21 protein-coding genes and 3 pseudogenes are annotated in these 22,922 nt (G+C 74.7%); 16 read left to right on the top strand and 8 right to left on the bottom strand.

Annotated elements, in window-relative coordinates; all coding sequences use genetic code 11:
* Positions 1 to 104 precede the first annotated feature (104 nt).
* A pseudogene (locus JD77_RS08120) lies at positions 105 to 404 on the top strand (chymotrypsin family serine protease); the annotation flags it as partial.
* Positions 405 to 482: 78 nt separating this feature from the next.
* Here JD77_RS08120 and JD77_RS08115 read toward each other — a convergent pair.
* Both JD77_RS08115 and proB read right to left on the bottom strand, forming a co-directional pair.
* Positions 483 to 1,724, bottom strand: coding sequence for a glutamate-5-semialdehyde dehydrogenase (locus tag JD77_RS08115; RefSeq protein WP_145773731.1), 1,242 nt, complete (start codon positions 1,722 to 1,724; stop codon positions 483 to 485).
* Positions 1,725 to 1,736: 12 nt separating this feature from the next.
* The gene (gene proB / locus JD77_RS08110; protein WP_387226876.1) at positions 1,737 to 2,846 is read right to left on the bottom strand and encodes a glutamate 5-kinase; all 1,110 of its coding nucleotides are present in this window, start codon (positions 2,844 to 2,846) and stop codon (positions 1,737 to 1,739) included.
* Between the two features lie 61 nt (positions 2,847 to 2,907).
* On the opposite strand from proB, the gene JD77_RS08105 reads away from it, so the two are divergent.
* Positions 2,908 to 3,222, top strand: coding sequence for an MGMT family protein (locus JD77_RS08105; RefSeq protein WP_145773729.1), 315 nt, complete (start codon positions 2,908 to 2,910; stop codon positions 3,220 to 3,222).
* A gap of 45 nt (positions 3,223 to 3,267) precedes the next feature.
* A pseudogene (locus JD77_RS08100) lies at positions 3,268 to 4,116 on the top strand (aspartate aminotransferase family protein); the annotation flags it as partial.
* A gap of 16 nt (positions 4,117 to 4,132) precedes the next feature.
* Here JD77_RS08100 and JD77_RS08095 read toward each other — a convergent pair.
* The 3 genes from JD77_RS08095 to JD77_RS08085 are packed head-to-tail and all read right to left on the bottom strand — an operon-like array spanning position 4,133 to position 6,601.
* The gene (locus JD77_RS08095; RefSeq protein WP_145773728.1) at positions 4,133 to 5,017 is read right to left on the bottom strand and encodes a hypothetical protein; all 885 of its coding nucleotides are present in this window, start codon (positions 5,015 to 5,017) and stop codon (positions 4,133 to 4,135) included.
* Between the two features lies 1 nt (position 5,018).
* Complete coding sequence (locus tag JD77_RS08090; protein ID WP_145773727.1) at positions 5,019 to 5,669, bottom strand: RNA polymerase sigma factor; 651 nt, start codon at positions 5,667 to 5,669, stop codon at positions 5,019 to 5,021.
* A 5-nt stretch (positions 5,670 to 5,674) separates the two neighbouring features.
* Positions 5,675 to 6,601 (bottom strand): hypothetical protein, encoded by a 927-nt coding sequence (locus JD77_RS08085; RefSeq protein WP_145773726.1) that lies wholly within the window; start codon positions 6,599 to 6,601, stop codon positions 5,675 to 5,677.
* Positions 6,602 to 6,811: 210 nt separating this feature from the next.
* On the opposite strand from JD77_RS08085, the gene JD77_RS08080 reads away from it, so the two are divergent.
* Entirely contained in the window at positions 6,812 to 7,393 is a 582-nt protein-coding gene (locus JD77_RS08080; RefSeq protein ID WP_145773725.1) for an NADH-quinone oxidoreductase subunit B, read from the top strand.
* A 214-nt stretch (positions 7,394 to 7,607) separates the two neighbouring features.
* Positions 7,608 to 8,924: a DUF2252 domain-containing protein gene (locus tag JD77_RS08075; RefSeq protein ID WP_145773724.1), complete on the top strand. Its 1,317-nt coding sequence runs from the start codon at positions 7,608 to 7,610 to the stop codon at positions 8,922 to 8,924.
* Between the two features lie 58 nt (positions 8,925 to 8,982).
* Here JD77_RS08075 and JD77_RS08070 read toward each other — a convergent pair whose 3' ends face one another.
* Entirely contained in the window at positions 8,983 to 10,029 is a 1,047-nt protein-coding gene (locus tag JD77_RS08070; protein ID WP_145773723.1) for a glucose 1-dehydrogenase, read from the bottom strand.
* Positions 10,030 to 10,191: 162 nt separating this feature from the next.
* Between JD77_RS08070 and JD77_RS08065 the strand changes: the two genes are divergently transcribed.
* From JD77_RS08065 to nuoH, 4 genes are read left to right on the top strand one after another with little or no spacing between them, the layout of a single operon-like run.
* The gene (locus JD77_RS08065; protein ID WP_145773722.1) at positions 10,192 to 10,557 is read left to right on the top strand and encodes a hypothetical protein; all 366 of its coding nucleotides are present in this window, start codon (positions 10,192 to 10,194) and stop codon (positions 10,555 to 10,557) included.
* A 44-nt stretch (positions 10,558 to 10,601) separates the two neighbouring features.
* On the top strand, positions 10,602 to 10,793 hold the full coding sequence (locus tag JD77_RS08060; protein ID WP_145773721.1) for a hypothetical protein: 192 nt from the start codon (positions 10,602 to 10,604) through the stop codon (positions 10,791 to 10,793).
* Between the two features lie 39 nt (positions 10,794 to 10,832).
* Positions 10,833 to 11,570: an NADH-quinone oxidoreductase subunit C gene (locus JD77_RS08055; RefSeq protein ID WP_145773720.1), complete on the top strand. Its 738-nt coding sequence runs from the start codon at positions 10,833 to 10,835 to the stop codon at positions 11,568 to 11,570.
* Positions 11,570 to 12,532 (top strand): NADH-quinone oxidoreductase subunit NuoH, encoded by a 963-nt coding sequence (nuoH, locus tag JD77_RS08050; protein ID WP_145773719.1) that lies wholly within the window; start codon positions 11,570 to 11,572, stop codon positions 12,530 to 12,532. Before JD77_RS08055 ends, nuoH begins: the two co-directional genes overlap by 1 nt.
* Before the next feature lie 58 nt (positions 12,533 to 12,590).
* Here nuoH and JD77_RS08045 read toward each other — a convergent pair whose 3' ends face one another.
* A complete protein-coding gene (locus JD77_RS08045) occupies positions 12,591 to 13,835 on the bottom strand; it encodes a S8 family peptidase (RefSeq protein ID WP_145773718.1) in 1,245 nt (414 codons plus the stop codon).
* 141 nt (positions 13,836 to 13,976) lie between these two features.
* Positions 13,977 to 15,014 (bottom strand): glutathione S-transferase family protein, encoded by a 1,038-nt coding sequence (locus tag JD77_RS08040; RefSeq protein ID WP_145773717.1) that lies wholly within the window; start codon positions 15,012 to 15,014, stop codon positions 13,977 to 13,979.
* Between the two features lie 209 nt (positions 15,015 to 15,223).
* Here JD77_RS08040 and JD77_RS08035 point away from each other — a divergent pair, with 209 nt between their 5' ends.
* From JD77_RS08035 to htpX, 7 genes and pseudogenes are all read left to right on the top strand, one after another.
* Complete coding sequence (locus JD77_RS08035) at positions 15,224 to 15,847, top strand: NuoI/complex I 23 kDa subunit family protein (RefSeq protein WP_145773716.1); 624 nt, start codon at positions 15,224 to 15,226, stop codon at positions 15,845 to 15,847.
* Entirely contained in the window at positions 15,844 to 16,368 is a 525-nt protein-coding gene (locus JD77_RS08030; RefSeq protein ID WP_145773715.1) for an NADH-quinone oxidoreductase subunit J family protein, read from the top strand. Before JD77_RS08035 ends, JD77_RS08030 begins: the two co-directional genes overlap by 4 nt.
* Positions 16,365 to 16,733 (top strand): NADH-quinone oxidoreductase subunit NuoK, encoded by a 369-nt coding sequence (nuoK, locus tag JD77_RS08025; RefSeq protein ID WP_145773714.1) that lies wholly within the window; start codon positions 16,365 to 16,367, stop codon positions 16,731 to 16,733. The genes JD77_RS08030 and nuoK overlap by 4 nt, the downstream gene beginning before the upstream one ends.
* A pseudogene (locus tag JD77_RS08020) lies at positions 16,730 to 18,660 on the top strand (NADH-quinone oxidoreductase subunit 5 family protein). Before nuoK ends, JD77_RS08020 begins: the two are co-directional and overlap by 4 nt.
* 1 nt (position 18,661) lies before the next feature.
* The gene (locus JD77_RS08015; protein ID WP_145773713.1) at positions 18,662 to 20,164 is read left to right on the top strand and encodes a complex I subunit 4 family protein; all 1,503 of its coding nucleotides are present in this window, start codon (positions 18,662 to 18,664) and stop codon (positions 20,162 to 20,164) included.
* Between the two features lie 85 nt (positions 20,165 to 20,249).
* Positions 20,250 to 21,740, top strand: coding sequence for an NADH-quinone oxidoreductase subunit N (locus JD77_RS08010; RefSeq protein ID WP_145773712.1), 1,491 nt, complete (start codon positions 20,250 to 20,252; stop codon positions 21,738 to 21,740).
* Between the two features lie 209 nt (positions 21,741 to 21,949).
* Entirely contained in the window at positions 21,950 to 22,828 is an 879-nt protein-coding gene (gene htpX, locus JD77_RS08005; RefSeq protein WP_145773711.1) for a zinc metalloprotease HtpX, read from the top strand.
* Positions 22,829 to 22,922: the final 94 nt, after the last annotated feature.

The raw sequence follows: 22,922 nt of genomic DNA, 5'->3' as shown, positions 1-22,922 counted from the left end.
CGAGTCGAACACGGTAGATCCTCCGCTACAGTGTCCGCCGAGGTGCGCCCCCCCGAGTCTCGACCTCGACGGCGCGGCAGGGACGCCGACGCAACCGGCGGCCTTTCCTCACCGCCGGGCACTGCGGCGACGTGGTCAGCACCTGGTACGCCAACTCCAGCCAGACCACGCTCATCGGCCCGACCGCCGGGTCCAGCTTCCCGGGCAACGACTACGCCCTGGTCCGCTACGACAACGCGGCGCTGAGCCACCCCGGCGGCTTCACCGCCGCGAACGCGCTGTACGACGGGACGAAGGCGATCGGCATCACCTCCGGCGGCAGCGGTAACTGCAGGACCGGCGGCACCACCTTCTTCCAGCCCGTCACCGAGGCGGCCAGCGCGTACGGCGTGACCGTCTACTGATCCACCGCCGGCCCGGCCGGCGCAGCGAGGACCCGTACCCACGGGGTGCGGGTCCTCGTCGTACCGGCCCCGCCCCGGTCAGCGCAGGTGGCCGTCGCCGGTCACCACGTACTTCGTGGAGGTCAGCTCGGGCAGGCCCATCGGGCCCCGGGCGTGCAGCTTCTGGGTGGAGATGCCGATTTCCGCGCCGAACCCGAACTCGCCGCCGTCCGTGAAACGGGTCGAGGCGTTGACCATGACCGCCGCCGCGTCGACCCGGGCCACGAACTCCCGGGCCGCGCCGGCCGAGTCGGTGACGATGGCCTCGGTGTGGCCGGTGCCGTACCGGCGGATGTGGGTGATCGCCGCGTCGAGCGAGTCGACCACGGCGACCGAGATGTCGGCCGACAGGTACTCCGTGGCGAAGTCCTCTTCGGTGGCCGGCACCACCGCGTCCGAGTACGCCGCCACCCGGGCGTCGCCGTGCACCGTCACCCCGGCCCCGGCGAACGCCGCCAGCACCGGCGGCAGGAAGGCGTCCGCGACGCCCGCGTGCACCAGCAGCGACTCGGCCGTGTTGCAGGTCGACAGGCGCTGCGTCTTGGCGTTCAGGGTGATCGCGACGGCCTTGGCCACGTCGGCGGCGGCGTCGACGTACACGTGGCAGTTGCCCACCCCCGTCTCGATCACCGGCACGGTCGACTCCTCGACCACCGTGCGGATCAGCGACGCCCCGCCGCGCGGGATCAGCACGTCCACCAGCCCCCGGGCGCGCATCAGCTCCTTGACCGAGTCGCGGGAGGTGGCGTCGAGCAGCTGCACCGCGTCCGCCGGCAGGCCGGCCGAGGCGACCGCGTCCCGCAGCACCGCCACCAGCGCGGCGTTGGAGTTCGCCGCCGAGGAGGAGCCGCGCAGCAGCGCCGCGTTGCCGGACTTCAGGCAGATCCCGGCGGCGTCCACGGTCACGTTCGGGCGGGCCTCGTAGATGATGCCGACCACCCCGAACGGCACCCGGACCTGCCGCAGCTCCAGCCCGTTGGGCAGGGTCGAGCCGCGGACCACCTCGCCCACCGGGTCGGGCAGCGCGGCCATCTGGCGCAGCGCGTCGGCGATGCCGGCCACCCGGCCCGCGTCGAGGGCGAGCCGGTCCAGCACGGCCGCGCTCAGCCCGGCCTCGCGCCCGGCGGCCAGGTCCGTCGCGTTCGCGGCGAGGATCTCCGGGGTACGCGCCACGAGCGCGTCGGCCATCGCCACCAGCGCGGCGTCCTTGACCGTACGGGTGGCCACGGCCAGCGCCTCCGCCGCGTCCCGCGCCCGGCGCGCCTGCTCCACCACGCTCATCCTGCACTCCTCCTATAGCAGTACCAGGTCGTCGCGGTGGACGACCTCACGTTCGTACGCGGGGCCGAGGGCCACCGCCAGCTCGCCCGTCGAGCGGCCGAGCAGCCCGGGCAGCTCCACCGCGTCGTAGTTGACCAGTCCCCGGGCGACCGGCGCGCCCCCGGCGTCGACCAGGTCGACCGGGTCGCCCGCGGTGAACGCCCCGTCCACGGCGGTGATGCCGGCCGGCAGCAGGGACTTGCGCCGGCGTACCACCGCCGCGACCGCGCCGTCGTCGAGGTGCAGCCGGCCGCGGGGCGTGGTGGCGTGCGCCAGCCAGAAGAGCCGGGCGGCCGGCCGCCGCCGCTCGGGGTGGAACAGGGTGCCGACGGCCTCGCCGGCCAGCGCCCCGGCGGCCAGGGACGCGGCGGTCAGCACCACCGGGATGCCGAACCCGGTCGCGATCCGGGCCGCCTCGACCTTGGTGACCATGCCGCCGGTGCCCACCCCGGCGCGGCCCGCGCCGCCCACCTCGACCCCGGCCAGGTCCCGCTCGTCGTGGACCTCGGCGATCCGGGTGGAGCCCGGCCGGGCCGGGTCGCCGGTCCACAGCGCGTCGACGTCGGACAGGAGCACCAGCAGGTCGGCGTGCACCAGCGCGGCCACCAGGGCGGCGAGCCGGTCGTTGTCGCCGAAGCGGATCTCCTCGGTGGCCACCGTGTCGTTCTCGTTGACGATCGGCACGGCCCGCAGGTCGAGCAGCTTGCGCAGGGTCCGGTACGCGTTGCGGTAGTGCGCCCGTCGGGTCACGTCGTCGACGGTGAGCAGCACCTGCCCCACCGTCAGCTGGTGCCGGGCGAAGCCGGCCGCGTACCGGCCGATCAGCAGGCCCTGGCCGACGCTGGCGGCGGCCTGCTGGGTGGCCAGGTCGCGCGGGCGCCGCCGGAGCCCGAGCGGTGCGAGCCCGGCGGCGATGGCCCCGGACGAGACCAGCACCACCTCGCGGCCGTCGGCGGCGAGCGCGGCGAGCGTGTCGACCAGCGTGTCGACCCGCGCGTCGTCCAGTCTCCCGGCCGCGGTGGTCAGCGAGGACGAGCCGACCTTGACGACGATCCTCCGGGCTGAGGTGACTGCTTCGCGCACCCGCCCATTCTGCTCGCTCGGGTCTGCCGGGCCCGTCGGTGATCCCATATCGTGGCAGATCATGACACCTGAGGAGTACGTCGAGGCTGTGCTGCGGCTCGTCGAGCGCATCCCGCCGGGCCGGGTGATGTCGTACGGGGCGGTCGCCGACGCGCTCGCCGAGCGCTCGGGCCGGGCGTCGGCGCGGCTGGTCGGGTCGATCATGGCCCGGCACGGCGGCGGGGTGCCGTGGCACCGGGTGGTGACCGCGGGCGGCCGGCTGCCACCCGGGCACGAGGTCGAGGCGCGGGCCCGGCTGCGCGCGGAGGGCTGCCCGCTGCGCCCGTCCGGGGTGGACATGTCGGCAGCCGGTTGGTCCCCGAACGAGGGGGTGTGACCTCACCCACAGCGTGAGTAGCATTCGGCGCCATGGACGGGTCTGGGCGGCTGGACGCTGCCCTGGCTGCGCCGGCTCGGCGCGCCCGTGCCGCCGTTCGACTTCGCCGTCGCCGGGGTCACCTCGATCTCCGTGGACCTGCACAAGTACGCGTACGCCCCGAAGGGCGTCTCGGTGCTGCTGCACCGCGACCCGGCGCTGCGCGCCCCCCAGTACTTCGCGTACGCCGACTGGCCCGGGTACACCATGGTCAACCCGGTGATCGCCGCCACCCGGTCCGGCGGTCCGATCGCCGCCGCGTACGCCACCCTGCGCCACCTCGGCGAGGACGGCTACCTGCGGCTGGCCGCGTCGACCCGGGACGCGGTGGCGGGGCTCGCCGACGCCGTGCGGGGTACGGACGGGCTGCGGCTGCTCGTCGAGCCCGAGTCGACCGTGGTCTGCCTCACCTCCGCCGACCCGGGGCTCGACCTGTTCGTGCTGGTGGACGAGCTGACCGCGCGCGGTTGGCACACCCAGCCGCAGCTCGCGTACGCCGGCCTGCCGGCCAGCGTGCATCTCACCGTGACCGCCGCGGTGGCCCCCGGGGTGGCGGAGTTCCGCGCGGACCTGGCCGAGGCGGTGGCGGCGGCCCGGGCGGCCGGCCCGGTGGAGCTGCCCGGGGAGCTGGCCGCCCGCGCGGCCTCGCTCACCCCGGACGCCCTCACCCCGGAGCTGGTCGCCGGCCTCGCCGCCGGCCTCGGCCTGGCCCGGCCGGGGCCGGGCGGGCCCGGCGCGGGCGGCGCGCCGGACCGGATGGCCCCCGTGAACGCGCTGCTGAACGCCGCCCCGCCGGCCCTGCGGGAGCGGCTGCTGGCCGAGTTCGTCGGCCTGCTGCAACGCCCGGTCTGGTGAGTACCGGCGTCCCGCGTCACCCGGAACGGGTCACCCGGCCCGGCAGTTCCAGGTCCGTCCGGGCGGTGTTGTCGCCCGGGGTGCGGTCGGCGGGGAACCCGCCGTCGACGTTCGCGCGGACCGTCAGCGCGAGGCCGGACAGCGTGCGGGCCGGGCCGCCCGGTGCGATGTCCACCCGCACCCCGATCCGGTACGACCGCGAGCCGCCCGCGGGTATCCGCCCGTCTCCCGTGCAGAACATCGTCTTCGTGTCGTCGTCCTGCCCCTGGTGGAAGCAGCCGCCGATCCCGGTGCCGTTCAAATCGATCGTCGCCTCCACCGGCAGCACCACGATCAGGTCGCCGCTGTCGTACGTCCGGGTGCCGGCGTTGGCCATGGTGACGTCGAGCCAACCGGCGTACGCGTCGCCGGACGGTTGCAGGGTCACCGACCGCGGTGCCGTGATCGACAGGTCGAGGTAGCGGGTCGAGGTCGCCGACGGCGTACCGCTCGGGCGGGAAGCGGACGGCGTCGGGGCGGCGGTCGTCGGCGTCGGTGCCGGCGACGGGGAGAACGGGCTCCCGGGCGTCGCCGAGGGAACCTGGCTCTGGGTGGCCGACGGGCCCGGCGCGGGGGTGGTCGATCCGGTGCTCGGCCAGGCCGAAGGGAGCTCGGTGGCGGGAGAGTCGTCGGTGCCGGAGGTCCGGGGCGGCGGAGTGCCGGTGCCGACGAGCCCGACGGCTCCGGCCACGGCGACGACCGCCGCCGCGACGCCCGGGACGACGGCCCGGCTACGCCGCCGGCGGTACGCCCGGCGGCGCGGCTCGTCCGGGTCGGGCTCGCCGACCCGCGAAAGGCTCGCGGCGCGCAGGTCGGCGAAGGCACTCGCCAGCCGGTCCGCTTCCTGGTGTCGACGGTCCATCTCAGTCCACCGTCCTTCGGGCCGCGTGGGACGTCCCGGGCCGGCCGCCGTCCCGTCGCTGAGGATCGTGCTCGTCGAGCCGCGCCGCCAGCGTGGTCCGGGCGCGGTGCAGCCAGGACTTGACCGTGCCGGGCGCCACGCCGCAGTCCTCGGCGATCTCGTTGACGCTGAGCTCGGCGATGTAGAACAGCACCACCGCGCGTCGCTGGTCGGCGGGGAGCGCCCGGAGGGCGGCGGCCAGCGCCACCCGGTCCGGGCCGGGGCCGTCCACCGACTCCAGCCGCTGCCGTTGCTGGAACAGCCGTGCCGTACGCAGTCGGCGCCACCGGCTGGCCGCGGCGTTCCAGGCCACCCGGCGGACCCACCCCACCGGGTCGTCGTAGCGGCTGATCCGGTGCCAGCGTGGCCAGGCCCGGCTGAACGCCTCCTGCACCAGGTCCTGGGCTTCCCCCAGGTCCCCGACGAACGTGTAGAGCTGCACCACCAGCGGCTGGAAGTGCCGGCGGTACACCTCGTCGAAGCCCGGACCGGCGTCTTCCCGCACCGTGCTGCTCACCTCGATCGTCAGTGCTCGTCGCGGGATGCCCGCATCGGCCGGGGCGGGGGTGCGCGGCCGTGGGGCAACCCACGGCCGCGCATCCGTCTGCGTCATCGTCGTCAGCCGGCCGGGACCGCGGTGACGCCGAAGGCGGCCGTGTTGTCGGCCGGGTCGACGTCGACCAGCTCGTCACCCCAGCCGAACGTGGCGACCAGCCGCACCGAGCCCGTGCCGAGGTCACCCGGCGTGACCTCGGCGGGTGCCCGGAGCAGCAGCGCGACCGTGCGCTCCTCGCCCTCCATGAACCGCCCGCCGGCCACCTCGCAGCTGCTGCCGCAGACCGCCGTCGGCTCGATGCCGGCCAGGCTGACCCCGGCGGGCAGCGTCGGCTCCAGCCACGCGTCGTGCGCCGCGTCGCCGGCCGCCCGTACGGTCACCGGCAGCCGGCCCAGCCAGGTTCCGTCCCCCTGCCGGGCCAGGACGGCGGATCCGACCGCCAGTGACGCGTCGGTCAGCGTGTCCCAGACGTACGGCCGGGGATCGTCCAGCGAACCGGTGGTCGAGCGGAACAGCGTCGGGAAGTCGCTGGCGTCGTCGGCCGGGGTCCCGTTCGCGGCGCCGACCGTCACCCGACCGCCGGTCGCGGACATCGCGTGGGCCCGCGGGCTGGTCAGCACCCGGAAGTCGACGGTGAACCGGCGCCGCTCGCCCGGCTGGAGGGCGCCTCCGGGCACCGTGCAGTAGATCTTGCGCACCGGGGTCGGGCTGCCGGTGAAACACATGCCGGTCGGCGTCAACCCGGCGAACGCCCCGGGCACCGGCTCGGTGACCGTCAGTTCCAGGTCGGCCGCCGCCGACCCCCGGTAGGTGACCGTCACCGGCAGGCGGCCGGCGTACCCCCGGTCGGTGGGGTCGAGCACCAGCCGGCCGACCGACACGGACGTGTCGCCCGGCGCGGTGGCCTGCGCGGCGGGCGCCGCGCCGAGCAGGCCGAGCCCCGCGCCCAAGAAGCCGGCCACGAGCCGACGGGTGATGGTCCTGGTCATGTCTGTTCCTCCGAATCCCCGTGCCCGCCGGTGACCCCGTGCCGCCGGCGGGGTTACGGGAATGACACTCGATGCCCCCCGGGACGGTTGCGGCGCGAGTCTGGCGCCTAGCCGACAGTCCCGTCGCCCTGCCCGCCGCCCCCTCCGGCGGCCGGTGCCGGCGGACGCGGGCTTGTGGTTGACTGGGCGGGGCGCGGAAAGGGGACGGTCGTGCAGCTGCCGGCAGTGCTGGGGGAGCCGATCCGGTTCGTGCTGAACTGGGGCCGCCGCTACTCGCTCTGGGTGTTCAACTTCGGCCTGGCCTGCTGCGCGATCGAGTTCATCGCCACCAGCATGGGCCGGCACGACTTCATGCGGCTCGGCGTGATCCCGTTCGCCCACGGCCCCCGCCAGGCCGACCTGATGGTGGTCTCCGGCACGGTCACCGACAAGATGGCCCCGGCGATCAAGCGGCTGTACGACCAGATGCCCGAGCCGAAGTACGTCATCTCGTTCGGCGCCTGCTCCAACTGCGGCGGCCCGTACTGGGACTCGTACTCGGTGACCAAGGGCGTCGACCAGCTCATCCCCGTCGACGTGTACGTGCCCGGCTGCCCGCCCCGGCCGGAGGCGCTGCTGCACGGCATCCTGCGCCTGCAGGAGAAGATCGCCGCCGAGCGGTCCGGCGTCGGCGGGGTGGCCCGACCGGACCCGCTCGTCTCGCCGGCCGACGTCGCCGGTGGGCAGCCGCCCCGCCCGGTGGAATCGCTCACCGCCCCACCGGTACGTCCGCCGACCAGCGCCCACCCCTAGTCAGGGCCGACGTTCTGCCGTCTGTGCTGGTCGACGGCTTTCGTCGCAGCTCCGATTCTTGGACAGTTCCCGTTCCAGCCGAACGGCAACTGTCCAAGAATGGCCCGCAGCTCCCATGCGTCTGGGCTGCGCCGGCTCGTCCGCCAATCTAATTGGCTTCACCGGCGGGGCGGCCAGGGCCGAGCCCGTGGCGCGCCGAGACTAGCCTGCGGCCATGACCCAGTTCGCGGACACGCGTTCCGCCTTCATCGTCGACGTGTTCACCGAGGAGTTCGGTGCGTCGATGGCGCTCGACCCGGCGGCGTTCCGCCGCAAGTTTCGCAAGATGGCCGCGTCGCCGTTCGCCTTCTACCGGGGCAGCGCCTCGCTTTTCTACGCCGACCAGCGCGGCGACTTCGCCGACGAGGCGTTCCTGGACGAGCACACCAGCCGGGTGTGGATCCACGGCGACCTGCACGCGGAGAACTTCGGCACGTACATGAACGCCTCCGGGCAGCTCGTGTTCAACGTCAACGACTTCGACGAGGCGTACGTCGGGCCGTTCACGTGGGACCTGAAGCGCTTCGCCGCCAGCGTGGCCCTGCTCGGGTACGCCAAGGCGCTCTCCGACCGGGCGATCAGCGACCTGGTCACCGGGTTCGCCGGGTCGTACCTGACCGAGCTGCGGGCCATCGCCGCCGGCGGGGACGACGCCATCGGCTCGATCACCCTCGACAACGCCGACGGGGTGCTGCGCCGGGTGCTCCAGCAGGCCCGGCTCAACACCCGGGTCGACCTGCTGGCCGCGCAGACCACGATCGACAACTACGAGCGCCGGTTCTCCCTCGGCGACGGCGTGTACGAGATCGACGCCGACACCCGCGACCGGGTGTGCGCCGCCTTCCAGGACTACCTCGGCACCCTGCCCGAGTCCTCCGCCCGGCTGCGTCCGGTGGAGGCGCACATCAAGGACGTCGTGCTGCGCAAGGGCGTGGGCATCGGCTCGGCCGGGCTGCCGTCGTACAACCTGCTGCTGGAGGGGCACACCCAGGCGCTGGAGAACGACGTCGTCATCTACATGAAGCAGGCCCAGGTCCCGGCCGTGGCCCGGTACGTCGACGACGAGCGGGTCCGCGCGTACTTCCGGCACCAGGGGCACCGGACGGCCGAGTCGCAGCGGGCGCTGCAGGCGCACGCCGACCCGTGGCTGGGCTTCACCGAGCTGGACGGGGCCGGCCAGCTCGTCGCCGAGGTCTCCCCGTACGCGGCCGACCTGGACTGGTCGGACGTCAACGAGCCGGAGGAGCTGGCCGGGGTGCTGGCCGACCTGGGCCGGGCCGTGGCCCGGATGCACTCGGTGGCCGACGACGAGTCCAGCCACGACCTGGTCGACTACTCCACGGAGGAGGCGATCGTCGCCGCGGTGGACGCCGACCCCGACGGGTTCGTCGCGCACCTGGTCGAGTTCGCCCACGCGTACGGCCTGCGGGCCCGCGAGGACCACCAGCTCTTCGTCGACCTGTTCCGCAACGGCCGGCTGCCCGGAATCTGACCCCCCGCCCGGGCCGCTCCGCCGCCCGCCGCGCTGCCGCGGGCCACCGCCCGTCGGCTCACGCGGCGAAGTCGAGCACCACCTTGATGTCGTCCGGCTGGGGGGTGTACGCCTCGGCGTACGCCCCCACCGGCACGCGTCGGGTGATCAGCGACTCCAGCCACGACCGGTCGGCCCGGGCCAGGGCCTCGGCGGCCATGTCCCAGTGCCGGCGGTTGGCGTTCACCGAGCCGAAGACCACGTTGTTCTCCAGCACCAGGGCCCGGTTGAGCGAGCCGGCGTCGAAGTCGATCTTCCGGCCGCCGCTGGAGACCCCGGTCAGGCAGACGATGCCGTTGATGCCCGCCTTGCACATCACGTCCAGCACCACCACCGGCGCGCCCGTGCACTCCACCACCACGTCCGGCTCGAAGTCCAGCTCGTTGACCGGTACCGCGTGGTACGTCGCGCCGAGCGCCCGGACCAGGTCCGGCTTCGGCCCCGAGGTGGCCCGGTCGAGGACGTGCACGGCCAGCCCCCGCTGGACGGCCAGCAGCGCGGCCAGCAGGCCGATCGGGCCCGCCCCGGTCACCAGCACCGTCTGCGGCTGCCACTCCGCCCGGTTCCCGATCCGCTCGATGTGGTCCCACGCCTTGGCCACCACGCTGGTCGGTTCGAGCAGCATGCCGACCCGGGCCAGCGCCGGGTCGAGGCCGACAGCGAACTGGGGCTGCACCCGCCAGCGGTCCCGGGCGAAGCCGGGCAGCGCCTTGATGCCGTGCTCGGTGTACCGCCCGTTGCGGCACATGTCCCACTCGCCGACGGCGCAGTTCGGGCAGGGCACGGGATCGGGGTGCCGGACGATGCCCGCCACCAGGTCGCCCGGTTGCAGGGTGCCGCTGGGATCCTCCAGCACCCGGCCCAGCGACTCGTGGCCCAGCACCAGGTCCTTCACCCCCGGCGGGGCCTCGCCGTAGTGCCCGGCGATGATCTCGTGGTCGGTGCCGCAGATGCCCACCGCGAGCGCCTCGACCAGGACCGCGCCCTCGTCCGTGGCCGGCTCCGGCCAGTCCGCGGCGCAGCGCAGCGACTTCGGGTTACCGGGTGTGACGGTGACAGCGCGCACCGGCCAATTCTTCCCCGGCCGGTGCCGTCGCCGGGCCGAAACCGCCACGCCCGTGCGGCCGGTCGATCGGCGGCTGCATGCTCGGCGAAGAGGCGGGTACCCGGCCACTTCCTACGGACCCGGTCCATCGCGCCCCAGTCCAGCGCCGCCTGGCCGTTCGGCATGTTCCACGACCTGCGTTGGGTGCTGGTCTACCACGACAGTTGGTTCAGCTTCGCGGCGGAACTGGTCGCCGCGGTCGTCGTACGCGGGCTGCTCTGCACCGGGTGCGTCGCGCTCGCCTGGCCCGGGGATGTTCCCCGGCCGCCGCTGCGCCGGCTCGTCGGGCGCAGCCTGCTGTTCGCCGTTTTCGTCGCCGTGGTCCTTCTGCCCTGGGCGGCGGTCGCGGTGGCCGCCTCCCGGTTCGCGCTGGCCTGGTTCCTGTTCCTGGAACTCGTGCCCGTGCTGATCCTGGCACCGATGCTGGCGCGCGGCGGCGTCGTGGCCGACTGGTGGCGCGGCCTACCGGCGCTTCGCCTGGTCGGCTGATCGAGGTGTACGGCCTCCACGGGCAGTTGATCCACCGCCCGTCCGTGCAGCGTGTCGTCGGCGACTTCCTCAACGGCGAACTGACGACCAACCCGGAGAGCCGGCGCTACCGGGGGAGGCTGGACTTCTTCGTGGCGTGGCAGCCCCCCGCCCTCCCGTTGAAGCTGAATCCGGTGTGGCGGGGCCAGGCCAACACCGGCGTCCTGTTCCAGCGCGTCAGCTGTCCGTCGTCCTGACACCGGCCGTCGGACGGGTCGACCCGTAGGATCGCGGGCATGACGCCGGAAGAGGTCGCCGAGCGGGCGCGGACGGTGCTGACGCGAACGGCCGGGTTGGCCGAGGACGCGGTGACCGTGGGGTGCTCGGGCGGCCAGGCGTACGCCCGCGCGACGGTCGACGTACCCCCGGGCGCCTGGCGGGACGCGCTGCGCGCTGCGCGCGACGACGCCGAGCTGGCCTGTGACTTCTTCGACTGGCTGTCGGCGGTGGACGAGCTGGCCGACGGGTTCGACGTGGTCGCCCACCTGTGGTCGACGGGCCACCGGCACGGGGTGCTGCTGCGCACCCGGGTGCCCCGGGAGGCGCCGAGCGTGCCCTCGGTGGTGGACGTCTTCCCCGGTGCCGCCTGGCACGAGCGGGAGACGTACGAGATGTTCGGCGTCCGCTTCGACGGCCACCCGAACCTGGCGCCGCTGCTGCTGCCGCCGGAGTTCGAGGGGCATCCGCTGCGCAAGGAGTTCGTGCTCGCCTCCCGGGTGGCCAAGCCGTGGCCGGGCGCCAAGGAGCCGGGCGAGTCCGAGGCCGGCGGCGGCCGCCGCCCGATCCGCCCGCCCGGCGTGCCCGCGCCCGGCGAGTGGGGCGCGACGCCCACGCCGGCCGGCGCGGCCGGGGTCGGCGAGGGTCCGCGCGGTGGCACCCCGGCCCGCCCGGCCCGGGACCGCCCCGTCCGGCGGCCGCCCGGCGCGCCCGGGCTGGCGACCCCGTCGGACGACGACACCGGAGGTACGCCCTGATGCCCGCCTGGTTGGAACTGGTCCTCCGGGTGGCCGGGGTGCTGGTCGCCTTCCTCACCCTGCCGCTGATCGTGGGGCAGACCGAGCACAAGGTGATGGCGCACATGCAGGGCCGGCTCGGCCCGATGTACGCGGGCGGCTTCCACGGCTGGGCGCAGCTCGTCGCCGACGGGCTCAAGTTCGTGCAGAAGGAGGACGTCACCCCGCGCGAGGCGGACCGCGCCGTCTTCCGGCTCGCCCCCGTGGTGGCCCTGGTCCCGTACCTGCTCGCCCTGCTGGTGATCCCGCTCGGGCCCGGCGACCTGGTCGGGCAGCCGCTGGACATCGGGCTGTTCTTCGTCCTCGCGGTCGTCGGGGTGGGCGTGGTGGCGGTGCTCATGTCCGCCTGGGCGTCGGCCAACAAGTACAGCCTGCTCGGCGGGCTGCGCGGGGCGGCCCAGCTGCTCGGCTACGAGCTGCCGCTGGTGCTGGCCGCCGCGTCGGTGGCGATGGCGGCCGGCACGCTGAGTCTCCCCGGCATCGTCGAGGCGTGGGAGCCCTGGTGGCTGCTCTGGCAGGCGCCCGCGATGGTCGTGTTCTTCGTCGCCGGGCTGGCCGAGATCCGGCGGCCCCCGTTCGACATGCCGGTCGCCGACTCCGAGCTGGTGTTCGGGTACATGACCGAGTACACGGGCCTGCGCTTCGCGTTCTTCCTGCTCGCCGAGTACGTCGGCATCGTGGTCATCGCGGCGCTGACCACCGTGCTCTTCCTCGGCGGCTGGCAGGGCCCGTTCGCGGACGCGCAGCTCGGCTGGCTGTGGACCCTGCTCAAGGTCTTCGCCGTCGCGTTCGTGATCATCTGGCTCCGGGTGGCGTATCCCCGGCTGCGCGAGGACCAGCTCCAGCGCCTCTGCTGGCTGGTCCTCGTCCCGCTCTCCCTCGGCCAGCTCGTCCTCACGGCCGCCGTCCGCGTGGCGATGTGAGGAGGGGCCCCCGGTCGGGGGCCCCTCCTGGCCCGGCTCGGTCGGCCGGGCGGCTCGGTCACGGGGCGGCGTAGAGCAGGCGGTTCGGCGAGCCGGGGCCCGGGTTCTTCACCACGCCGGTGGTGGCGGCGGTGATCAACGCGCTCTTGGCCTGCGCCATCGTGTTGTTCGGGAACTGCTGCCGGTAGCGCGCCAGCCAGCCGGTGACGTGCGGGGCGGCCATGGAGGTGCCCGACCAGCCGGAGGCGACCGCGGTGTTCGAGGCGATGCCGGCGGAGGTGATGTTCACGCCGGGGGCGAAGACGTCGACGCACGTACCGTAGCTGGAGAACGACGCCCGGTTGTCCGCGCTGTCGGTCGCGGCGACGGTGATGCCCTGGGCGGAGCGTGGGCCGTTCGTGCAGGCGTCGGTGTTGAAGTTGCCGGCGATGAAGACCGCCTGCACGCCCGAGTTGATCAGGTTCTGCGCGGCGGTGTTGGGGGCGGTGCCGTAGCCCTGGAGGCTGAATTTTGCCACCGAGACGGGGGCGTGGTTGACGGCGATCCAGTCCATGCCCTCGATCAGGTCGGACGTCCAGCCGGTGTTGTCGCACATGAGCACCCGCACCGCCCTGATGGTCACGGCCTTGGCGACGCCGTACGTCGCGCCGCCGACGGTGCCGGCGACGTGCGTACCGTGACCGTGGCAGTCGTTGGTGCCGTTGCCGTCGCCGACCGCGTCGTAGACCCCGCTGGCGCGCCCGCCGAAGTCGACGTGGCTGGCCCGGATGCCGGAGTCGACCACGTAGACGGTGACGCCGGCACCGGTCGTGGTGTATCCGAAGGTGCTGTTCAGCGGCAGGTTGCGCTGGTCGATGCGGTCCAACCCCCACGACGGCGGGTTGACCTGCGTGGCCTGCGTCGACACGTCGCCGCCGCCCCGGACGCGGCTGTCCCGCTCGACGTACGCCACGGCGGGATCGGCGCGGACCGCGGCGAGGGCGGCCGGGGGCAGGTGGGCGGCGTACCCGTCGAGGACCCGCGCGTAGCGGGTCAGCACGGTGCCGCCGGCCTGTTCGGCGATGCTGGCCGCCCGCGCGGTCCGTGCGGCGCGGTCGGCGCCGGCCGGGGTGTCGGAGAGCACCACGAGGTACCGGTCCGGCGCGGTCTCCGGCCCACCCGCCCGCAACGGCGCGGGCGCGGGCCGGCCCGGCCCCGCCGCGGTCGAGGCCGCTGACGGGGCCCCGACGGTGGTGACGAGCGCACCGGCGATCACGCCGGCCAGTACGCCGAGGCGTACGGTCCTGCCACCTGACTTCCGCAAGGTAGCACCTCCTCCACTGTGGACTGTGGTGTCCGGCGGCGGCCCCCCGGGGACCGGCGGCACGGATCCCCATAATTCGATCAGCTTCGATTGAATAAAGCAATAACCAGCGGAGTGTGTCGATTGATGTGGGCGGGACCCTCAGCCCAGCGGGGTGTGTGCGGGGTCCAGCCGTTCGGCGGGCGGGGGCGGCGGGGGCGGCGTGCCGTCGCCGAACGGGCGGCCGCCGAGCGCCTCACGGCCGTGCGGGGTGAGCCAGCCCGACAGGTCCGGGCCGAGCGGCACCACCCCGGTCGGATTGATGTCCCGGTGCACCTCGTAGTAGTGCCGCTTGATGTGGTCGAAGTCGACCGTGTCGCCGAAGCCGGGGGTCTGGAACAGGTCCCGGGCGTACGCCCAGAGCACCGGCAACTCGGTCAGCTTGTTCCGGTTGCACTTGAAGTGCCCGTGGTAGACCGGGTCGAAGCGGACCAGCGTGGTGAACAGCCGCACGTCCGCCTCGGTGATCGTGTCGCCGACCAGGTACCGCCGGCCGGACAGCCGCTCACTGAGCCAGTCCAGCCGGTCGAACAGCCGGTGGTACGCCTGCTCGTACGCCTCCTGGCTGCCGGCGAACCCGCACCGGTAGACGCCGTTGTTGACGTCCCTGAAAACCAGGGCGTTGACCTCGTCGATCTCGTCACGCAGCCGCTCCGGGTACAGCTCGGGCGCCCCCGGCCGGTGGTACGCCGTCCACTCGCTCGACAGGTCCAGGCTCATCGGACCGTAGTCGTTGGTGACCACCTGCCCGCTCGGCACGTCCACGATCGCCGGCACCGTGATGCCCCGGTCGTACCCGGGGAAGCGCGCGTGGTACGCCGCACCCAGCCGCTCGATGCCGAGCACCGGGTCCCGCCCGCCCGGGTCCAGGTCGAACGTCCAGCTCCGGGCGTCGTGGGTGGGGCCGGCGACGGCCATCGAGAGGGCGTCCTCCAGGCCGAGCAGCCGGCGCACGATGATCAGGCGGCTGGCCCAGGGGCAGGCGCGGCTGACTGCCAGCCGATACCGGCCGGGCTCGACCGGCCAGCCGTCCCGCCCGTCCGCGGTGATCCGCGTGGCGATGTACCGCTGGTCGCGCGTGAACTCCCCGCCCGGCTCGACGTACTTGCCACCGGTCGTCGCGCCTGCCTCGTCGCCCACGTCGCCTCCCTGCGTCCGCCCGAGGTCTCCCGCTCCATCTTGGCCGATCCTCCGCCGCGCGGCCGGCCCGCCGCCCCTCGTGGAGCTGTAACGAGCTGTTCCAGCTCCTCCAGCAGCTCGGCGTCGAGCTGCTGCCGCCGGCCTGAGCCCGGAGGCCCCACGCGCCCGCCGCCGGGTGGTGGTCGCGCGCGCCGGGGCCACAGGGCAGGATGGGCGGCATGAGTGAGCGCAGCGAGGCGACACCCGCGAGTGAGCGGAGTGTCCCGGGCCAGGGGCTGGTGAAGGGGCTGGCGGTCACGCTGCGGACGATGACCCGCCGCGCCACCACCCAGCAGTACCCGGACGTCGCCCCCGCGCTGCCACCCCGCTCCCGCGGCGTCATCGCGCTGCTGGAGGAGAACTGCACGGTCTGCATGCTCTGCGCCCGCGAGTGCCCGGACTGGTGCATCTACATCGACTCGCACAAGGAGGAGGTGGCGGTGCCCGGCGCCGCCCGCCCCCGCCAGCGCAACGTGCTCGACCGGTTCGACATCGACTTCTCGCTCTGCATGTACTGCGGCATCTGCGTCGAGGTGTGCCCCTTCGACGCGCTGTACTGGTCGCCGGAGTTCGAGTACGCCGAGTACGACATCCGGGACCTGCTGCACGACAAGGACCACCTCGGGGAGTGGATGGGCACCGTCCCGCCGCCGCCGGCCCACGACCCGCACGGCGAACCCTCGAAGGAGGAGACCACCGCCGCCCGCAAGGCCGCGGGCCCCGCCGCGCGTCCGGCCCCTTCCCGGGTACGCCCGGAGCCCGGCGCCGCCCCGGACCGGGGCCCGGCGTCATGACCGGGGCGGACGTGCTCCTGCTCGCCCTCGGCGCGGTGGCCGTCGGCGCGGGGACGCTGGTGGTCACCACGCGGCACCTGGTCCGCGCCGGCCTGTACCTGGTGGTCTGCCTCGGCGCGCTGGCCGGGATCTACCTGGTGCTCACCGCCGAGCTGGTGGCCTGGGTCCAGGTGCTGATCTACGTGGGCGCCGTGGTGGTGCTGCTGCTGTTCGCGGTGATGCTGACCCGGGCCCCGATCGGCGCGTCCGACGACCTGGACCGTCCGGGCTGGCCGGCCGCCCTGATCGGCGGCGGGGTCGGGCTGGGGCTGACCGGGCTGATGGTCGACGCGTTCGGCTGGTACCGGGTCGCGCTGCCCGAGCCGGGCACCGCCGAGCGCCTCGGCGAGCAGGTCTTCGGGTCCTGGGTGCTGCCGTTCGAGGTGCTGTCGGTGCTGCTGCTGGCCGCCCTCGTCGGGGCGATCGTGCTCTCCCGGCCCGACATCGGCCGCCACGCCGGGCAGGACGGGCGGTCGCGGTGAGACCCGTCATCCCGTACGTCACCGCCGCCCTGCTGTTCGGCCTCGGCGTCTACGGCGTGCTGCGCCGCCGCAACGCGGTGCTCGTCCTGATGGCCGTCGAGCTGATGCTCAACGCGGTCAACCTGGTCCTGGTCACCGCCGACACGACCGTCCGGGCGCAGCTGCCCCACGCCGGCCAGGTCTTCGCCCTCTTCGTGATCGTCCTCGCCGCCGCCGAGATCGGCGTCGGGCTGGCGATCGTGCTCCAGCTCTACCGGCTGCGGGCCAGCGTCGCCGTCGACGAGGTGCCGCTGACCGAGCCGGCGGTCGACGAGCGCCCCGAGGAGACCCGGGCGGGCGCGGCCGGCGGGGAGGTGGCCCGGTGACCGGCGTGCTCGGGCCGCTGCTGCCCGTCGTACCCCTGGTGGTGGGCCTGACCGGGCTGTTGCTGCCGCCGTCCCCGCGCGGCGCCGCCGTCGGCGGGACCGCGCCCGGCGGGCCGCGGTCGCGCTCGGCGTGGCCGGCGCGGCCGGCGCGCTGCTGGTCGCGGTAGCCCTGCTCGCCCTCGTCGACCACCCGGTGGAGACCTCGACCACCTGGGTGGAGCTGGGCGGGCTGCGGGTGACCCTCGGCGTCCGCCTCGACGGCGCCGCCGCGCTGGTCGCCGTGGCGGTGGCCGCGGTCGCCCTCGCGGTGCAGGTCTACTCGGTCGCCTACCTGCGGCGCGGCCCGCACGACGACGTCGAGGTCGACCACCGCTATCCCCCCTACGCGGCGCAGATCAGCCTGTTCACCGCCGCGATGCTGCTGGTCGTGGTCGCCGGGGACCTGATCATGCTGCTGGTCGGCTGGGAGGTGATGGGCCTCTGCTCGTACCTGCTCATCGCCCACGACCGCCGGCTGCCCGAGGCGCCGGCCGCCGCGCTGAAGGCGTTCCTGGTCACCCGCGTCGGCGACGTCGGCTTCCTGCTCGGCATCGCCCTGCTCGGCGTCTCGGCGGGCAGCTTCCGGATCGCCGACGTGCTCGCCCACGACCACGCCACCGGCACGCTCACCGCCGCGTGCCTGCTGCTGCTCGCCGGGGTGGCCGGCAAGAGCGCCCAGTTCCCGCTGCACACCTGGCTCCCGGACGCGATGGCCGGCCCGACCCCCGTCTCGGCGCTGATCCACGCCGCCACCATGGTCGCCGCCGGCGTGTACGCGGTCGCCCGGCTCTTCCCGCTCTTCGAGCGGGCCCCGGCGGCACTCGCCGTGCTCGGGGTGATGGCCGCGGTCACCCTGCTGCTCGGCGCGTTCGCCGCCACCGCCCAGGACGACATCAAGCGGGTGCTCGCCTGGTCGACGGTCTCCCAGATCGGGTACATGACCGGTGCGCTCGCCGTCGGCGCGCCGACCGCCGCCCTGTTCCACCTGCTCAGCCACGCCGCGTTCAAGGCGCTGCTGTTCCTCGCCGCCGGGGCGGTGATCCACGCCGTCGGCACCACGCTGATGTCCCGGATGGGCGGGCTGCGTACGGCCATGCCGGTGACCTTCTGGGCCACCGTGGTCGGCCTCGGCGCGCTGGCCGGCGTGCCCCCGCTGTCCGGCTTCTGGAGCAAGGACGGCGTGCTCGCCGCCGCCGGGGCCGCCGCCCTGGACGGGGCCGGCCCGGCCGCCGCGTGGGTGGCCTGGCTGGTCTGGCTGGCCGGGCTGCTCGGCGTCGCCGTCACCGCCTGGTACGCCGCCCGGCTCCTGCTGCGCGCCTTCCTCGGCGAGCCCCGGATGCCGCTGGTCCGTCCGCACGACCCGCCCGCACCGATGCGCTGGCCGGTGCTGCTGCTGGCCGTCCCCGCGGCGCTGCTCGGCCTGGCCGCGTTCCTGCCCCCGTTCACCGACCGGCTCCTCGCCCCCGCCACCGAGGGGGAGCTGACCGGGTTCGGGCACGACCTCGCCCACCTCGGCCCGGGGGTGCTGCTGCCGCTGGCCCTGCTGGCCGCCGGCGCCGCCCTGGCCTGGGCGGGTTGGCGCCGGGACCAGGCCGCCGACCCGGCGGCCGCGCTGGGCGCGCTGGGGCCGGTGTTCGCCGCCGGGTTCCGGTTCGACGACGTCCAGCGCGCCCTGGTGGTACGCCCGGTGACCGCCCTGGCCCGCGTCGTGCGCGCCGGGGACGAGCGGGTCGTCGACGGGGCCGTGGAGGGCAGCGGGCGCGCCGCCCGGGGCCTCGGCGGGGCCCTGGCCGGGCTGCACCGGGCCGCGCTGCCCCGGGCGGCGGCCGGGGTGCTGGCCGGCGCGCTGCTGATCGGGCTCGCCGCCGTGCTGCTCGGAGGCTGGTGACATGACGTTCGGACAGGTACTGCTCGTCGCCGTGCCGGCGCTGCCGGCGGCCGGCGCGGCCGTGGTCGCGGCGGTGCCCCGGGACCGGGCGGCCCGCCTGGTCGGCACCGTGGTCGCCGCCCTCACCCTGCTGGCCGCCCTGGCCCTGGCCGCCGGCGACCGGGGCTGGACGACGTACGGGCCCCCGCCGGCGGTGCGGCCCTGGCACCAGCTCGACCTGCCCTGGGTACCCGGCCTCGACCTGCGCTTCCACGTCGGGGTCGACGGCATCTCGTACCCGCTGGTGGTGCTGACGGCCCTGCTCACGCTGCTCTGCTGCGCGTACACGCTGTGGAAGGTGCCCGACGGCGGCAGCGGCCGGGCGCTGGTGGCGCTGCTGCTGGTGGTCGAGGTCGGCATCCTCGGCACGTTCCTCGCCCTCGACCTGGTGCTGTTCTTCCTCTTCTTCGAGGTCGTCCTGCTGCCGATGTACGCGATCATCGCCGGCTGGGGCGGCGCCGACCGGCGGCGGGCGGCCCGGAAGTTCGTCCTCTACACGCTGTTCGGCTCGGTGTTGCTGCTGGTCGGCGTGTACGTGGTGGTGGCCGCCGCCGGCACCGCCGACATCGTCGCCCTGACCGGCGGGGCCGGCCTGTCCCGGGGCACGCAGCTCGCCGCGTTCACCCTGCTCGGGCTGGCGTTCGCGGTGAAGAGCCCGCTGTGGCCACTGCACTCCTGGCTGCCCGACGCGCACACCCAGGCGCCCACCGTCGGCAGCGTGGTGCTCGCCGGCGTGCTGCTCAAGATGGGCACGTACGGCCTGATCCGGGTGGCGGTCGGGGTGGCCCCGGAGGGCGCCCGCTGGGCCGCCCCCGTGCTCGGGGTGCTCGCCGTCGCCGCCGTCCTCGTCGGCGCCCTGGTCTGCCTGGCCCAGGACGAGCTGAAGCGGCTCATCGCATACTCCAGCGTCGGGCACATGGGATTCGTGCTGCTCGGGGTGGCCACGCTCACCGCCACCGGCGTCGAGGCCGCGTTGATCGGCAACATCGCCCACGGGGTGATCACCGGGCTGCTGTTCTTCCTGGCCGGGGCCGTGAAGGACAGGACGGGCACCGGGTCGCTGGCCGAGCTGTCCGGGCTGCGGGAGACCGCGCCCCGGCTCGCCGGGCTGCTCGGCTTCGCCGCCGTCGCCTCGCTCGGCCTGCCCGGGCTCGCCGGGTTCTGGGGCGAGGCGTTCGCGGTGGTCGCCGCGGTCGAGCGGGGCGGCGCGTTCTGGACCGTCCTCGGCGTGCTGGCCGCGGTCGGCGGCGCGCTGACCGCCGCGTACTTCCTGCGGCTGCTGCGCCGGATCACCCACGGCCGGCCCAGCCCGGCGGTCGGCCGGCTCGCGCCCGGCCTCGCCGGCGCGGAACTGACCGCGTGGGCCCCGCTGGTGCTGCTCGCCCTCGCCGTCGGGCTCGCCCCGACCCTGGTGCTCGGCGTGGCGTCCGGCCCGGTGGCCGCCTTGGTAGAGGTGGTCCGGTGAGCGCGAGGAGTGCAGCGGAGCGGAGCCCCGCAGTCGCGAGCGCAGGTGGCCCGGTGAGCGGGTCAACTGAAACCATGGGGAACCGATGAGCCTCGTGCAGAGCGTCGACAACGTGGCGCTGCTTCCGGCGTACCTGGCCGCCGGCACGGCGGTCCTGGTGCTGCTGGCCGACCTGCTGGTGGCCCGGGCCGCCGCGACGGTGGCGGTGGCGGCCGCCGGCGCGGTCGCCACGGCGGCCGGCGCCGCCTGGGTGGGCGCGGGCGACGGGCGCAGCACGTTCTGCGTCGGCGGCGACTGCTCGTACGTCTTCGGCGGCCGGGCGGCCCTTGTCGGGGCGCTGTTCGCGCTACTCACGCTCGGCGTGCTCGCGCTGTCCGGGCCGCTGCTGCGGGCCGGCCGGACGCCGGTGGGGGAGTACTGCTTCCTGCTCGCCTGCTCCATGACCGGCGGGGTGGTGCTCGGCGCGGCCGGGGACCTGATCACCCTGATCGTGGCGCTGGAGACGCTGACCCTGCCGCTGTACGTGCTGGTCGGCCTGCGCCGGGGCAGCCTGGCCAGCGCCGAGGCCGCCGTCACCTTCTTCGTGGTGAGCGTGGTCGCCACCGCCCTCACCCTGCTCGGCGCGGCGCTGCTCTACGCGGTCACGGGCGGCCTGCACCTGGGCCGGGTCGGCGCGGCGCTGACCGAGCGGCCGGCGCTGCTGGACGTGCCGCTGACCACCGCCGCCGTCGCGCTGGTGCTGCTCGGGCTGGCGTTCAAGGTGGCCGCCGTGCCCTTCCACGCCTGGGCCCCCGCCACGTACGACGGCGCGCCGCTGCCCGTGGCCGCGTACCTGTCCACCGCCTCGAAGCTCGGCGGGGTGGTCGCCCTGCTCGCTGTGGTCGAGCACGCCCTTCCGCCGGCCACGACCGGCCCGGTGCTGGCCCTGGTCGCCGTGCTGACGATGACCGTCGGCAACCTGGTCGCGCTGCGCCAGCGCCGGACGGTCCGGCTGCTCGCCTGGTCGTCGGTGGCCCAGGCCGGCTACATCCTGGCCCCGCTCGGCGCGCTGGCGATGGCCGCCGGGCGGGCCGGGGACGCCCGCGCGGCCGCGTACGCCGCCGCCGTCGCGTACGCCGCCTTCTTCGTACTGCTGGAGCTGGCAGCCTTCGCCGCGGTGGTGGCGTTGCGGCCGGCGGACGCCGACGGCGGCACCCTCGACGACCTCCGCGGCGCGGCCCGGCGGCGGCCCTGGGTGGGCGCGGCGTTCGCGCTGGCCCTGACCGGCCTCGCCGGCCTCCCGCCGGGGCTGGCCGGGCTGTTCGCCAAGGTGACCGTGGTGCGGGCCCTGCTCGACGGGGGAGCGGGCTGGCTCGCCCTGGTGGTGGCGGTCAACGCCGTGCTCGGCCTGGCCTACTACCTGCGGCTGGCCGCCCTCCTGTACGCCCCAGCCGCCGACGCGCCCGCGCCCGGCGGCGACCGGGCCGGCCAGCGGCCGCCCGCCCGCGCGGTCGCCGTCACGCTCGCCGTCGCCACGGTGGTCGCCGTCGCGGTGGGCCTCGCCCCGCAACTGGTACTCGACCTGGCCGGCCGCTGACGCCCGGCCCGGTGCTCGACCTGGGCGGCGCTGACGCCCGGCGGGCCGGGGCGCCTGGGTCTGCGAGGCAGCGTCGGGCCCGCCCGGGCGTTCAGCCAACTCACAGCCGCTGCCAGGCATTTCCCAGCCATGAGCCGGATGGTTGACGGGTACCGGTGTGTTGAACCGGTCGGCGGACCCGGCGCGGTCCGCGCACCGAAGGAGCGATCGTGCATCACAACCGTCTCAAGACCGCAGCGCTGCTCGGCCTGTTGACCTCGCTGATCCTCGCGGTCGGCTACTGGTTCGGCGGGAGCGGCGGACTCGTCATCGCCGTCGTCGCCTCGTTGCTGATGAACGGCGTCACCTACTTCTACTCCGACAAGCTCGCGCTGCGCTCCATGGGGGCGCAACCGGTCAGCGAGGCGCAGTTCCCCGAGCTGTACCGGATGGTCCGCGAGCTGGCCACCGAGGCGCGGCAGCCCATGCCCCGCCTGTACGTCAGCCCCACCTCGCAGCCCAACGCGTTCGCCACGGGCCGGAACCCGCGCAACGCGGCGGTCTGCGTGACCCAGGGCATCACCCAGATCCTCGACTACCGCGAGCTGCGCGGGGTGATCGGGCACGAACTGTCGCACGTCTACAACCGCGACATCCTCATCTCCAGCGTGGCGGCCGGTCTCGCCGGCATCATCACCATGCTGGCGAACATCGCCTGGTTCATCCCGCTGAGCAGCTCCGACGACGAGGACGGGCCGAACCCGGCGGTGCTGCTGCTCACGCTGATCCTCGGCCCGATCGCAGCCACGATCATCCAGCTGGCGATCAGCCGCAGCCGGGAGTTCCAGGCCGACGAGTCGGGCGCCCGGCTCACCCGCGACCCGCTGGCCCTGGCCAGCGCCCTGCGGAAGATCCACCTCGGCACGCAGGCACGCCCGCTGGCCCCGCAGGGACAGCTCACCAGCACCGCCCACCTGATGATCGACAACCCGTTCCGGCGGGGCGGCGGCATCGCCGCCATGTTCTCCACCCACCCGCGGATGGAGGAGCGGGTCGCCCGGCTGGAGCGGATGGCCGCCAGCGCCGGCCCCGTGCAGTTCCAGCGCTGACCCACCCGATCGCCGATCCGCCCGTGCCCGGTCCGCCGGACAAGGGCGGATCGGCGTGTACGCGGATCGTCGTGTACGCCACGGGACACCCGCC

Origin of the sequence: Micromonospora olivasterospora (assembly GCF_007830265.1) — a bacterium.
In the GTDB taxonomy this organism is placed as follows: domain Bacteria; phylum Actinomycetota; class Actinomycetes; order Mycobacteriales; family Micromonosporaceae; genus Micromonospora; species Micromonospora olivasterospora.
The sequence above is the reverse complement of the archived record's forward strand: the minus strand, read 5'-3'. Positions and strand labels throughout refer to the sequence as shown.

Bases quoted from the DNA above. Each gene is read 5' to 3' on its own strand.
- JD77_RS08115 (WP_145773731.1), bottom strand. From the start codon at position 1,724: ATGAGCGTGGTGGAGCAGGCGCGCCGGGCGCGGGACGCGGCGGAGGCG.
- JD77_RS08105 (WP_145773729.1), top strand. From the start codon at position 2,908: ATGACACCTGAGGAGTACGTCGAGGCTGTGCTGCGGCTCGTCGAGCGC.
- JD77_RS08095 (WP_145773728.1), bottom strand. From the start codon at position 5,017: ATGGACCGTCGACACCAGGAAGCGGACCGGCTGGCGAGTGCCTTCGCC.
- JD77_RS08090 (WP_145773727.1), bottom strand. From the start codon at position 5,669: ATGACGCAGACGGATGCGCGGCCGTGGGTTGCCCCACGGCCGCGCACC.
- JD77_RS08085 (WP_145773726.1), bottom strand. From the start codon at position 6,601: ATGACCAGGACCATCACCCGTCGGCTCGTGGCCGGCTTCTTGGGCGCG.
- JD77_RS08075 (WP_145773724.1), top strand. From the start codon at position 7,608: ATGACCCAGTTCGCGGACACGCGTTCCGCCTTCATCGTCGACGTGTTC.
- JD77_RS08065 (WP_145773722.1), top strand. From the start codon at position 10,192: ATGTTCCACGACCTGCGTTGGGTGCTGGTCTACCACGACAGTTGGTTC.
- JD77_RS08055 (WP_145773720.1), top strand. From the start codon at position 10,833: ATGACGCCGGAAGAGGTCGCCGAGCGGGCGCGGACGGTGCTGACGCGA.
- nuoH (WP_145773719.1), top strand. From the start codon at position 11,570: ATGCCCGCCTGGTTGGAACTGGTCCTCCGGGTGGCCGGGGTGCTGGTC.
- JD77_RS08035 (WP_145773716.1), top strand. From the start codon at position 15,224: ATGGGCGGCATGAGTGAGCGCAGCGAGGCGACACCCGCGAGTGAGCGG.
- JD77_RS08030 (WP_145773715.1), top strand. From the start codon at position 15,844: ATGACCGGGGCGGACGTGCTCCTGCTCGCCCTCGGCGCGGTGGCCGTC.
- JD77_RS08015 (WP_145773713.1), top strand. From the start codon at position 18,662: ATGACGTTCGGACAGGTACTGCTCGTCGCCGTGCCGGCGCTGCCGGCG.
- JD77_RS08010 (WP_145773712.1), top strand. From the start codon at position 20,250: ATGAGCCTCGTGCAGAGCGTCGACAACGTGGCGCTGCTTCCGGCGTAC.